The following is a 13,668-nucleotide window of genomic DNA, read 5'->3' as shown; positions in this document are numbered from 1 at the left end:
GCCTATTTGAGCGAATCGATTGTCGCGACGCCGTTCCACGATCAGAATCTCATTCTGAAGGCCGGCGTGCATCTGCACTGGGCACTGCCGGACGCCTTGACGAGGGGGGAACACACGGCGGACGGCACCGCCTTCCCTGCCGTGCCGACCCGCTGGCTGGTGACCCGCAGCAGGCTTGCCGCCAGCGGAGACAGCGTGGTCGAGCGGCGCTGGGTGGTGGAGAGCGACTACCTGCACCCAGCCGGTGAGGGAGCACTGTCGGGCGCCATAGCCTTCCCGGTGCCTGCCCATCTGGACGATTCCGAAATCCACCCCTTCCGGTTCCTGGGGCGGTCCATGCCGCTGGCCCAGTGGCTCGATCCGGGCCGCGACGCTGGGCGGGTGCCGGAATATCTCGACGAGCTGACCGCAGCCGGATACGGCCACCCGGCCTTTGCCGCCATCTATCCGAACTGCCGCAGCGTGTTCGGTTTCCATGATCCCGAGCCGGGACCGCTCGGCCCGGATCTGCAGTATGACGTGATCGGCTGGTACCGGGCGTCCGGTAACGACTGTATGGGGCGACTGGTCCGCCAACTCAGCACCGAACTCGAACCGGCCTCGCCGGCTGTGGTCGCGCCCGGTCCGCTGCTTCAGAGATTGGCCGAGGAATACGGCTGGACCCCCCGGGTCACCGTCACCAAGGACCAATTGCGTGCAATATCCACGGATCCCGATCAACTCTGGCGGGAGCTGTTGGCCCGGGACTGGCTGGCACCGGTGGACGACCGGACGGCGCTGGCCACGATCACCAGCTGGCGCGCGGGACGGTTGCTGAGCACGCCGTTCCAGGGCGCGGCGGAGCGGGTCGGGCAACTGCTGGACGACGCCGCCGCCACCGCCCTCGGCAACATCCCGCCCGAGCGGGTCGCCTGTCACGCCCGGCTGCGGTTCGCCCCGACCAACACCACCGAGGCTCCCGGCCTGACCCTCGCGGTCGGCAACAGCGGTGCCGAGGCGCTCGCCGCGTACCTGGCGGACGCGGACGCGACCGGGCCGGACCAGGCCGCCGCCGTCGAGCGGCAACTCGCCGCCCTGCTGGAGCTGACCGGGGCGCAGCAGCGGGTGCTGGACACCAACGCGAAGCTCGCCGAGGCGTACCACGAGCGGACCTTCCGGCCGGTCGACGGCGAGTCCCGCTGGACGGTCAGCTCGCAGCTCGCGACCGGCACCGCCGACGCCACGGCCGAGCAGGACCTCGCCGACCTGCCGCCTGACGTCTCCACCGCGCTCGCCGAGCTGAACCACCTCCAGGACGCGTACGACCGGACCCGGCAGCGGATCGAGTCGACCCGCCGCCAGATTTTCTCCGACTGGTACAAGTACCTGCTGTGCAGCTACCCGCCGCACGACGAGGTGGACGACTATCCGGACGCCGACACGGTCCGGGTGCTGATCGAGTCGGACCTCGCGACCCTGGACGAGCAGGTGGTCGCCGCCGCCCGGCTCGACCAGCAGCGGCACCAGGCCGCCGAACAGATCCGCCGGAGCCTGGCCGAGCGGGCCACCGACACGGACCGGGCCGGCTACACGCTGCGCAAGGTGGCCGGCCCGCGCTACTACCAGCCCACCGAACCGGTGCTGCTGCTGGCCGGTGACGTGGTACGCCCCTCCACCCGCTACGGCCAGGACCACCGGCTGCGGCCGGACGACATGCTCGACACCCGCCTGCTGCCCGAGGTGGACTTCGCCAGACCGGAGGCGCTCTGGCAGGCCGTCGACGCGGTGTGGCGGGAACTCGCCGGTGCGGTGGCCGCCGGGCGCGAGACGGTCGGCTTCACGCTCTGGCGGCGGCAACCCTGGCACCCGGTGCTGCTGGACTGGGAGGTGGAGTTCTTCCCCCGGGCCGAGCAGGCCAACCGCGACGGCGCCTACGACCCGGACTACATCAACACCAACTACCACCTGGACGGCAACTCGGTCGAGCTGGCCCTGCGCGACGACCGGCAGCACCTCGCGGTCGGCGCCCGGTTCTACAGCGGCAGCAGCATCCTCACCTCGTTCGCCGCCGAGCAGATGCGTACGGTCATCGGCCGGTACCTGGTCGACCTGGTGCTGCACCGCGATCACGAGCAGTTCTTCGCGGCGGTGCAGATCGCCGAGGAGGACCGGACCGCCGACTTCCTGCTCCAGGACATCGACCAGGTGGTCACCTGGTACGCCCAGCGGTACCGCCCGGCCGGGCCGGACGACCCGGTCGCCAACGTGGTGGCCGCGTACCGGCGGCTCGGCCCCGACTTCGCCGCGCTGTCGCAGGCGCTGAGCGGGTTCAACGAGGCGCTGCTGGCCCACCGGCAGACCATGCAGCTACCGGTCGCCGACCCGCTGGCCTTCGCCGACGACGCGGACTTCACCCGGCGGGTACGGGCGGCGGTGCAGCGCGGCAACCACAGCGCGCCGATGCCGATGGACGACTTCAACCCGATCCGGGCCGGCGCGCTACAGATCCGCCGGCTGCGCCTGGTGGACAGCTTCGGGCAGGTACGTGACCTCTCCTGGGACCGGCTGGTCCGGCCGGAGCCGCTGGCCGAGCCGGACAACACCACCTGGATCGGACTGCCGCCCCGGCTGGTCCAGCCGGCCCGGCTGAACCTGCGCTGGCTGGCCGCCGACGCCGACCACGTCGAGGCCGGCGCGCACGCGGTCAGCACCCCGATCTGCGGCTGGATCCTGCCCAACCATCTCGACGACAGCCTGATGTTCTACGACCGGAGCGGCGTGGCCCTGGGGCAGGTGGACCAGTCCGCGAGCTGGGAGCCGGCGCCGGGCGCGACCGCCCCGGTGAGCCCCGCCCAGGTCCACGACCCGGCCTTCGCCGGAATGAACCCGCACCTGCGCCGGGTCGCCGCCCAGCTCACCCGAAAGCCGGGCGCTCCGGACACCGGGCAGGCGGCCTTCATGGCGAAGTTCCTGGACGTGATCGAGTCGGCGCTGGACACCGTCGCGCCGGAGAACGCCGCCCAGCAGCAGGGCCTCGGGCTGCTGTTCGGTCGCCCGGTCGCGGTGGTCCGGGCGAGGGTGAACCTGGAGCTGTGCGGGCTGCCGGCGGTCAGCCAGAGCTGGCCCTCCTTCGACCAGGACCTGCGCCGGGGCACCCGGGACTCGCAGGGTTTCACCCGGGTCCGGTTCCCGGTCCGGATCGGCGCCCGGGACCAGTTCGACGACGGCCTGCTGGGCTTCTGGAAGGAGACCGGGGGCGGGTACGCCGACAACACGTTCTACGCCGCGCTGGACGAGCCGTCCGACCATGCCCGGATCGTGTCGTACGACAGCCCGGCCGCCCTGGTCGGGCAGGCGGTCGACGACCCGCCCGAGGAGCTGACCCTGCTGGTCGATCCCCGGGGCAAGGTGCACGCGAGCAGCGGCGTGCTGCCCACCAAGGTGATCGACATCCCGCCGGACCAGTTCACCGCCGCGCTGGCCGCGATCGAGGTCACCTTCCTGACCGCGCCGCTGCTCACCCCGCGTGACCAGGTCCGGATCTCGCTCGGCGAGGAGCCGGGGTACCGCTGGTCCTGGCTGGCGACCGAGCCGGCGCCGAACGGGCCGGTGTGGGTCGAGACCGAGGCTGACGCCACCATCACCCGGACCGCCTTCCTGGCCCACTTCCCCACCGCGGCGGCGGTGTGGACCGAACTGCTCGACCCGCGGACCCGGTGGCTGGTGCCGGCCGACGCGGGTGGTGCGACCGTGCTGGCGCCGGCGCAGCGTAGGAGCGCCACCCTGCCCGGTGACCTCGCCGGCCTGGAGCAGTGGGCCGACGCGGTGCTCGGCATCGACCCGGCGACCGGTGCGGCGCCGGCCGCCCCGGTCACCCCGGCCCGGCTCGGCGCGGCGCTGCCGGCGGCGGCGGACGTCTGGGCGCACCTGGTCCGGCCGGAGACCGGTTGGCTGACGCCGCTGGACGGCGAGCCGATCCGGGCCAGGATCGTGCCGGCCGACCAGCGACCGGGCGCGGTGGTGGACGCCCCGGCCGAGAACCGGGCCGCGCCGCCGGAACTGGACGGACCGTTCGCCGGGCTCGCCGCCCGGATCGGGCTGATCTTCGACCTGTACCAGTCGGGCATCGCCGCGATGCGCGCCGACGCCCTGTTCACCGGCCCCCAGGAAATCCGGGAAGGCTGGCTCACCCTCCGCCCGGCGCGGGCGGGCAGCGACGATGCGAGGACACGATGACCGCTCTGGACCGCGGGCTGGCCCTGCACCTGACCCTCACCCAGGACGACAGGCGCACGGTCGTCGACAGCTCCGGCAACGGCAACAACGGTACGGCCCGGGGCAGTTCGCAGCCGGTGGCCGATCCGACCCTGGGCCGGTGCTACCAGTTCAACGGGACCACCGACTACGTGGAGATCCCGCCGTTGGGCCGCACCGACTCGGTGACCGTCCAGCTGTGGGTCCGCGCCGACGTGCTGGACCGGACCCGCACGGTGCTCGCCTGCGCCGACTGGCCGACCGGCAACCTCCTGATCGAGTTCGTCGGCACCAGGTTGAAGGTGAACCTGACCGGCGGCGAGCCGGGGGACCAGATCTTCGGGTACGCGTTCACGGCGAACCGCTGGTATCACCTGGCGGTCAGCTACAGCCGCCGGGACCAGCGGATCTCCCTGTACGTCGACGGCAAGCTCACCGAGACCCGGCAGTACGCGAAGACGGCCGAGGTCAACCTGACCGGTGCGTGGATCGGCGGCCGGAAGACCGGCACCTACTTCCAGGGCCGGATCGGTTCGCTGCGGATCCACCGGCGGGCGCTGACCGAGGACCAGATCCGCCAGACCATGCAGGTCGACCTGGCGAAACTCGTACTGCACCTGCCGTTGGACGAGCTGCGCGACAACGCGGCGGTGGACGCCGCAGGCTCCACCCTCGCCGCCCGCGCGACCGGCACCCCCTCGACCGTGCTCGACGAGGTCTTCGGACGTTCCCTGCGGTTCGACGGGACGAACGAGATGCTGACCATGCCCGAGGCCGAGGCGTTGCGGCTCGGTGCGTACACCGTGTCGATCTGGCTCAAGCCGGACGGCCCGGCGGCCACCCCCTGGCAGGGCATCGTCGGCAAGCCCGGCCGCAACTTCAACATCTGGCTGAACCACGCCGGTCACATCCACCACCGGTTCAATGCCGGCGGCAACTGGAACACCGGCGCCCCGGACACCCCGCCGGGCAGCATCGCCTGGAACGCGTGGAACCACGTCGCGATCACCAACGACGGTACGACCGCGACCACGTACATCAACGGCGTGCTCGCCGCGACCGGTCCGACCGGTGGCGCCCCGGTGGTCAGCATCTCCCCGCTGCTGCTCGCCGGCGACCTCGACGGTGCGGCGTCCGGCTACCGGTTCAAGGGCAGCCTGGCCCACCTGCGGATCTTCCGGGCGGCGTTGCCCGCCGAGGCGATCCAGCGCGGCATGGCGGCGGACCAGTCCGCCGTCACCTCGGTCCGGCGCAGCCACCCGCTCGTCTTCGACCTGCTCGACGGCGACGACGAGACGGTACTGCCGATCGACAGCGACCCGACCGGCCACCAACTCTTCCTGGAGATCACCAACAGCGCCGACCAGCCGGTCCTGCTGGATCCGATCACCACCGCGCCGACCGCGACCAACCACCACCTGGCGCTGCGGTTCCGGGCCGGCACGCTGGCCGCGCCCTGCCTCGATCCGGCCAAGCCGCAACAACTGGTCCGGGTCGCCGCCGACGGGTGGCAGATCAGCAAGCCGGTGTCCGAGAACCAGACCGTCGTCTTCTACCTGGCCAGCACCAAGGGCCGCACCCTGGAGCAGGGCCGGGCCTGGCACCTCACCCTCGAACACGCGATCGCGGACGTGGCCGGCGGCACCCGCGCCACCCGGGTCGAGTTGCACTACCGGCAGTTGCGGTACGCCGGCCAGACCACCGCGTTGGAGGGCCACCGCCGGCGCACCCTGAAGATCGTCAACCGGCTCGGCAAGCCGGAGATCCCGCTGCACGCCGGCTTCACCGGCGGCAACTCCGTGCTCAACGACAGCCGCTCCGAGTCGATGCTGGTGCTGCACGTGGCCAACCTCGCCTCCGACGGGCCGATCCCGCTCGCCCCGCGCGACACCAGCCAGAGCCCGACCCGGTTGCGCATCGCCTTCGACCACGAGCCGACCACCCGGGCCACCCTGGACCGGCCGTGGGCGCTGGGCACCGGGAACGACCTGAAGGACGTCGACATCCCGGCGAACGCCGCGATACGCACGGGCTGGCAGGTGGAACGGACCTCGGTCGAGGGCGAGGCGACCGAGCTGGTCCTGACCCCGATCAGCAAGACCAGCCTGGACCTGCGGGAGATCGTGGAGATCCCGCTGGCCCGGATCCGCTCCTCCCTGCCCTCCGGGCCGGCCAACCTCTACCTGCGCTACGAGAACGTTCCCGGCTACCAGGACGGCCAGTTCATCTGCCCGGTGGTCAAGGGCCCGCTGGTGGCCAACGGCTCGTACGTCGGCGTGGGCACCAGCAGCCCGGCCGCCCCGCTGCACGTGCAGGAGACGACCGGCACCGGGCACGGCCCGAACAGCGGCTCGTTGCTGATCGACCACGACAACGGCGGCGGCGCCAGCAGCATCGTGTTCCGCAGCCGGGTCAACCGGGGCAGCGACTACGGCTTCATCCAGTACCAGGACGCTGCGGCGGCCGGCGGTGCCGGCGAGAGCGCCCGGCTGATCGTCGGGACCAGCAACGACCCGGACGACCACGTGATCCTGCAACCGGCCGGCAACGTCGGGGTCGGCGCCCCGAACCCGAAGGCCAAGCTGCACGTGGACGGCGGCTACTACGGGCACGGCGACGTCCGGCTCTACTCCTACGACGGCGACGGCCGCGACGGTACGGCGTTCGTGCAGGCCCGGGACGACTCGGGCCGGACGTCGCTGGGCATGCGCCTGCGCACCCAGACCCAGGGGAGGATCGTCGACGCGATCCACGTGAACCCGGACGGCAACATGGCGCTCGGGCACGCCGACCCGCGTTCCCGGCTGACCGTGCACGGCTCGACGAACATCAGCGCGGACGGCGCACCGGTCGGCCTGATGACGATGCTGTTCAACGGCCGGATGAACGACGGCGAGAGCCGCAGCCACCAGCTCTACAACCTGACCAACCACTGCACGTCGTGGCTGGAGCTGACCGTGCTGATACACGACACCAACTCGAACACCCACCGGCTGCTGACCCGGGTCGAGTACGTCGTCTACCGGGAGTGGACCGAGGCCCCGAAGGTCGAGGTGCTGGCCCAGCCGTACCGCAAGACCGGCGCGCGGAGCATCTACAACGCCGGCGTCGCCGTCGTCGGCAACGACATCCAGGCCCAGGTCAGCCAGAGCGGCTTCGCCACCAACAGCGTCTACAAGGTGCTCGCCCGCTACCTGATCGGCAAGTCGTGAGCCGCGTGGGACACCGGAGGGAGTGGCACCGATGACCTGGAGCCTGGAGATCCACCACATCGATCTGATCGGATCGGGCGACTCGACCCTGATCGTCGCCCGCGACGACGGCGTCGGCGGCGGGCACGCCGCGCAGATCCGGACCGTGCTGATCGACGGCGGCCGGCTCGGCCACGCCGCGCGGATAGACGCCTACCTGACCGCCGCCGTGCCCGAGTTCGCGGCCGGCACCGATGATCTCGACGTGATGGTGGTGACCCACTACGACGCGGACCACATGGGCGGTGTCAGGGGGCTGCTGGCGCGGCGCAACACGCAGCTCTACGACAACGTGCTCATCTTCGACCAGGGCGAGCCGGCCAACGCCGACGAGGATCCCTACCTGCTCTACGTCAACGCGATCGCGAGGCAGGCGGGCCGTACCCGGGTGACCCGCAACGTGGCCAGCGACACCACACCGGTGCACAAACAGCGTGCGGCACAGTGGTTGTTCGCCGGGCCGGTGCCCGGCGTGCGGACCCCACCGGTCATGTTCGGCGGGGGCGTGCCGGTCCCGTTGGGGGGGAACGCGGCGATCGCACCGCCACCGGCCCTGGTCGCGCCGGGCGGAGCCGTGATCGCCCCGTTCACCCTCGCGAACTGGTGGCACCCGTACTGGCTGGTCGGCCGGGAGATCCTCTGGACCGACGCGGCCGGCGAGCCGCTCAACTCGCCCACGCCGGGCGCGCCGCCACCGACCATCACCTGCCTCGCGGCGAACCGGTTCGTCCGCAACGGCGCCGCGACCGCCACCTACCGCAGCGGCGGCATGCTCACCCCGCCCGAGCAGGCCAAGAACGAGAAGAGCCTCGCCTTCGAGGTGCGGTTCGGCAACTTCCGGTACTACATCGGCGGGGACATCGAGTCGATGCAGGAGCAGAACGTCTCGGCGTACCTCAACCCGGCGGACTCGGTCGCCCAGCGGGTGCACATCGTCAAGGCCAGCCATCACGGGGCCAACACCGCGACCAGCCGCGCCTTCGTGGACCGGATGCGACCGGAGGTCGTGATGATCTCCTGCGGCACCAGGAACCAGTTCTCCCACCCGGCCGACCGGACCGTCGGCATCCTGGAGGGGTACGCCGGGGCCACCCCGGCGCCGCCGGCACCTGCGCCGCCCGGGCGGGCGGTGCCGAGCTACCTGACCGGCTACCAGGTCCCGGGCACGCTCCTGGTGCCGCCGCAGTCACGCGGCGGGCCGACCTCGCACACCGCAGGCAGACCGGTCCCGCCAGTCCGGGGCAACCTCCGGGTCGACGTCTCCCAGGTGCAGGCCGACCGGGACGCCCGAGGGCTGTGGGCCGTCACGCTGGCGGAAACGATCCTCGCCACGGCGAACGCGACCGGGCTCGCCGTGCCTGCGCCGCTGGTGGCCAACGCGATGCACCGGCTGGTCGCGACCGGCCCGCGCGCCGCCCTGGTCACCACCGTCATCACCGGCGTGCTCGGTGGGCTCGGCGCCGCAGGGGCCGCCGCCCCGGCCGTGGCCGCCGGTACCGCCGTCGCCACGCTGGCCGGCGGCATGGCCGCGGTTATTCCGGCGGTCTACGCCGCGGCCACCGGTGCCGGCGCCGCCGCGGCCCCCGCCGCGGTCGCCGCCGCGGCCGGCGGGCTCGCCTGCGACCTGGCGCTGGCCGCCGCGGCGATGGCGCCGGCCCTGGCCCAGACCGCCACCCAGGCGGCGGCGACCCTGGCCGGTGTCGGGGGCGGACCCGCCGCCGCTGCCGGTGCCGCCGCCAACGCGGCGGTGGTCGCGGCGGTGCCGGGCGGCGGCCGGTTCACGGTCACCTTCTACGACCGCAACGGCCCGGCCGGGCCGGGCATACGAGTCATCACTCACCACTGAGGGGCCACGGATGGACATCACCAGCCTTTCGCTGGCCGAGCTGAAGACCCGACTGGAATCCCAGGTCGACCAGGGCAAGCTGGCCCTCGCGCCGGACCTGCTGGGCGATCCGACGCTGGCCGGCTTCCTGGCCGGCCTGCCCGGTGGGCGGGCCGTGCTCGCCGGGCCACGGTTCGACCTGGCGGGCACGGCCTGGCCGCAGCGCCTGACCGTCACCGGCCAGGTCGGAACCGCCTGGCCGGTGAGCGCCTTCGCCGCCGACGCCTTCCAGGCCGGCGCGTTCGTGCTGACCGTCACCCGGGCCGCCGAGGGCCGCCCGGCGCAGGTCGGCGTCACCGTCGACGCCACCCTGCGGGTCGGCGCGCTGGCGCTGCCGGTCACCGGCTCGCTCACCCCGGACGGCGCGCTCGCCAGCACGCTCCGACCCGGCGACCACCCGCCGCAGGATCTCGCCGACCTGCTCACCCTGGTCAGCGGGTCGGCCGGCACCACCGGCCTGCCAGCGGGCACCCCGTTCGCCACCGGCCTCACGATCAACGACCTCGCACTGCGCACCCGGCTCGGCGAGGCCCCGCTGACCTCGCTCGTGCTGACCCTGGACAGCACGGTCGACTGGCCGGTGGTCGCCGACCGGTTCGTGTTGCGGTCCATCGGCGTGACCCTGGTCGCCACCCACGCCGCCGTCCCGAACAGCTTCTCCCAGGTCGGGTTCGGCGCATCGCTGCACGCCACCCTGCTCATCGGTCGCGAGTTCACGGTCAGCCTGGGCTTCGGCTCCGGCGGCCCGTGGGAACTCGACATCGTCCCGGCCGACGGCGTCCTGCCGAGCCTGGCCGACCTCGCCGGGCTGATCGGCGGGCAGAGCCTGCAGGACTCGGTGCGCACCGGCCTGGCCGCCGTCGGTCTCGGCGAGATCGGCATCGACGGGGTCCAGATCGGCTTCGACCCGCACGCCGGGGCCCTGCGGCACATCGCGGTCGCCGGTCACCTCGTGCTGGCCGGGGTCCGGTTCGACCTGACCGCCCAGCTACCCGGATTCCAGTTCGGCGGGCACCTCGGCGACGGCGAGACGATCGGGCTCAAGCGGCTGTTCGAGCACTTCTTCGGCACCGCCGAAGGATTCCCGGACGTGGTGGTCACCGAACTCGGCCTCACCGCGTACCCGCAGGAGGGCTCGTACGAGCTGGAGCTGACCGTGGAGGACGACGAGTTCGTCCTCGGGCCGGTCGCCTTCGGGCAGCTCAGCGCCACCATCGCCAAGGACGCCAGCGGGTACACCGGGTCGATCAGGGCCGGCCTCACGCTCGGCGGCGCGCAACTGCTGATCGAGGCGAGCCGGCCGGACAGCGGTGGCGTCTGGGTCTTCACCGGCACCACCGGGCCGGGGCAGCAGCTTCGGGTGTCGGACCTGCACGCCGATCTGGGCACCAGATTCGACGCCTTCACCCTGCCCGCCGCCGTGCGGGACCTGCTGATCGACGAGCTGCTGATCCGCTTCGACACCCGGGGCAACTTCACCTTCACCTGTCACACCCGGTTCCCGGTCAGCGACACCGGCAACCTCGACCTGACCCTGGTCATCGACGTGGCCACCCGGGACAGCGGTCCGTCGGAGATCCGGTCCCGGGCCACGGCGGTGATCGGGGATCTGCACTTCGAGGTCGACTTCGCCCGCACCCAGGGCGCGCTGTCCCTGCTGGCCGCGTACACCGCACAGCCGAGACGGACCGCCCAGAAGATCACCACCCTGCTCGCGCCGGTACTCGACGCCTGTCCGGCCCTCGCCCCGCTGATACCGGACAGCCTGGAGATCGAGCTGAAGGACGCGTTCGTCTTTCTGGACCAGGCCCGCCCGGCGACCGAGGGCAGCCCCGCCCGGCCGGGCAGGGTGCTGTTCGGCCTGGACCTCGGCGCGTCGCTCGACCTCGCGCAACTGCCGCTGGTCGGCCGCGAACTGCCCGACGGCCAACGGGCCGGAGTGGACGACCTTCAGATCATCGTCGCCGCCACGGCGTTCACCGCCGCCGACGTGGCCGCGGTCAACGCCCTGCTGCCGGCCGGGATCACCCGGCTGCCTGGCACCGCCGCCGACGGGTCGGCCCTGCCCGCCGGGATCACCGTCGGCGCGAAGCTCAACCTCGGCGGCGACCCGTACCCCCTCGCCCTGCCGGTGTCACCGGCGCCGGGCGGCAACCCGCCGGCCGCCCCGCCCGCACCGGTCGGCGGCCAGCCCGTGGTCACCGCAGGCAACACGCAGTGGCTCACCCTCCAGCGCACCTTCGGGCCGCTGCACCTCAACCGGGTGGGTTTCCAGTACGAACGCCAGAAGCTCTGGTTCCTGCTCGACGCGAGCATCTCCCTGGGCGGCCTGACCTTCGCCCTGGACGGGCTGGCGGTCGGCTCGCCGCTGAACGACTTCGCGCCCGAGTTCGACCTGCACGGGCTCGGGCTGGACTACCGCAACGGCCCGCTCGCGGTCAGCGCCGGCCTGCTCCGCGTCCCGCTCACCGGTGCCGACGGCCAGCCGTACGACGAGTACGAGGGCTCGGCCCTGCTGACCATCCGAGAGCTGACCGTCTCCGCGCTCGGCGCGTACGCCTACGTCGGCGGCTACCCCTCGCTGTTCGTGTACGCGTTCCTGGACTACCCGATCGGCGGCCCGGCCTTCTTCCAGGTCACCGGAGTCGCCGCCGGATTCGGCTACAACCGCCGGCTACGCGTCCCGGCGATCGACCAGATCGCCCAGTTCCCGCTGGTCAGCAAGGTGATGTCGGAAAGCTCCGGCCCGGCGCCGGCGCCGGACCCGATCACCGAGTTGAGCACCCTGCGCCCGTACCTCACCCCGTCCGAGGGCGACCAGTTCCTCGCGGTCGGGATCAGGTTCACCTCGTTCAAGCAGATCGACTCGTTCGCGCTGCTCACCCTCATGTTCGGCCAGCGCTTCGAGATCGACATCCTCGGACTGTCGACCATGAAGGTGCCGGCCGCGCCGGACGTGCCGCCGATCGCCGAGATCCAGATGGCGGTCAAGGCCAGCTTCATCCCGGACGAGGGCTTTCTCGGCGTGGCCGCCCAGCTCACCTCGGCCTCGTACCTGTTCTCCCGCGACTGTCATCTCAGCGGCGGCTTCGCCTTCTACAGCTGGTTCAGCGGTACGCACGGCGGCGACTTCGTGGTGACCGTCGGCGGCTACCGCCCCGGCTTCGTCCCGCCGGCCCACTATCCGGTGGTGCCCCGGCTGGGCTTCAACTGGCAGATCGACAGTGCGGTGTCGGTCAAGGGGGACGCCTACTTCGCGCTCACCCCGTCGGTGCTGATGGCCGGCGGGCACCTGGCGGCCACCTGGAACAGCGGCAACCTCAGCGCCTGGTTCACCGCCGGGGTGGACTTCCTGATCGGCTGGCAGCCGTACCACTACGAGGCGAGCCTGTACGTCGGCATCGGGGTGCGGTACACGTACCACTTCTTCGGCACCCACACCCTCTCCGTCGACGTCGGCGCCGACCTCTCCATCTGGGGGCCGGAGTTCTCCGGCCGGGCCCGGGTGCACCTGTCCGTCATCAGCTTCGAGGTCTCGTTCGGCGCCGGCGCCGACCAACGCCCGGCACCGATCGACTGGCCGGCGTTCCAGGCCGCGTTCCTGCCCGCCGACTCCGCCGAGCAGCCGATCTGCACCCTCGCGGTGCGGGACGGGCTGGTCCGCGCCGGGGACGGAGACGTCGACTGGGTGCTCAGCCCGCGCAGGTTCACCCTGGTCACCGATTCCGTGGTGCCGGCCAAGACGTACGACGTCGGGGCCGGTCGGATCGACGGCGCGGTACCGGCCGCCACCTTCGGAATCGCGCCGATGGACGTACCCGCGACCCAGTTCGGCTCGACCCACGCCGTCACCATCACCCGGGACAGCACCGACGTGACGAACCTGTTCGCCTTCGAGCCTGTGCCCAAGCGGGTTCCCCGCGCGCTGTGGGGGGAGTCGGTCACCACCCGGGCCGACCCCGACCCGCTGATCGCGGACAGCCTCGCCGGCTTCGCGATCACGCCGATCGCCCCGGTGCTACCCGCCGTGGACCCGCCGCAGAGCATCCCGGACAGCCAGGCCGGATACAGCACGGAACAGATCGACCAGGCCTTCGGCCTGGTGGACGAGAAGGTCTTCCGGCCCGCCGCGGAACAGGGCCGGGACGCCGTCGGCCGCGCACTCGGCAGCACCGGACGCGACACCCTGCTGGCCGACCTCGACATCGACGAGCAGCTCACGGTCGGCGGCCCTACCGCCGCTGCCTTCCTCGTCGCGCCGCTGGTCGGCAATCTGATCGGGCAGTGAAGGGAAACGGC

At 72.2% G+C, this 13,668-nt stretch carries 4 protein-coding genes; all 4 read left to right on the top strand.

The features are described 5' to 3' along the window. Positions 1-6 precede the first annotated feature (6 nt). The 4 genes from ABT023_RS19185 to ABT023_RS19170 are packed head-to-tail and all read left to right on the top strand — an operon-like array spanning position 7 to position 13,657. The gene (locus ABT023_RS19185; RefSeq protein WP_350887368.1) at positions 7-4,215 is read left to right on the top strand and encodes a hypothetical protein; all 4,209 of its coding nucleotides are present in this window, start codon (positions 7-9) and stop codon (positions 4,213-4,215) included. Continuing rightward, on the top strand, positions 4,212-7,445 hold the full coding sequence (locus ABT023_RS19180; RefSeq protein WP_350887365.1) for a LamG domain-containing protein: 3,234 nt from the start codon (positions 4,212-4,214) through the stop codon (positions 7,443-7,445). Before ABT023_RS19185 ends, ABT023_RS19180 begins: the two co-directional genes overlap by 4 nt. A gap of 31 nt (positions 7,446-7,476) precedes the next feature. After that, positions 7,477-9,330, top strand: coding sequence for a ComEC/Rec2 family competence protein (locus tag ABT023_RS19175; RefSeq protein WP_350887362.1), 1,854 nt, complete (start codon positions 7,477-7,479; stop codon positions 9,328-9,330). A gap of 10 nt (positions 9,331-9,340) precedes the next feature. Continuing rightward, positions 9,341-13,657: a DUF6603 domain-containing protein gene (locus ABT023_RS19170; RefSeq protein ID WP_350887360.1), complete on the top strand. Its 4,317-nt coding sequence runs from the start codon at positions 9,341-9,343 to the stop codon at positions 13,655-13,657. The last annotated feature ends 11 nt before the right edge of the window (positions 13,658-13,668 follow it).

Origin of the sequence: Micromonospora sp. NPDC002296 (assembly GCF_040296145.1) — a bacterium.
Lineage (GTDB): Bacteria > Actinomycetota > Actinomycetes > Mycobacteriales > Micromonosporaceae > Micromonospora.
The sequence above is the reverse complement of the archived record's forward strand: the minus strand, read 5'-3'. Positions and strand labels throughout refer to the sequence as shown.

Excerpts from the sequence above, each read along its gene's own strand:
- ABT023_RS19170 (WP_350887360.1), top strand. The coding sequence starts at position 9,341 with ATGGACATCACCAGCCTTTCGCTGGCCGAGCTGAAGACCCGACTGGAA.
- ABT023_RS19180 (WP_350887365.1), top strand. The coding sequence starts at position 4,212 with ATGACCGCTCTGGACCGCGGGCTGGCCCTGCACCTGACCCTCACCCAG.
- ABT023_RS19175 (WP_350887362.1), top strand. The coding sequence starts at position 7,477 with ATGACCTGGAGCCTGGAGATCCACCACATCGATCTGATCGGATCGGGC.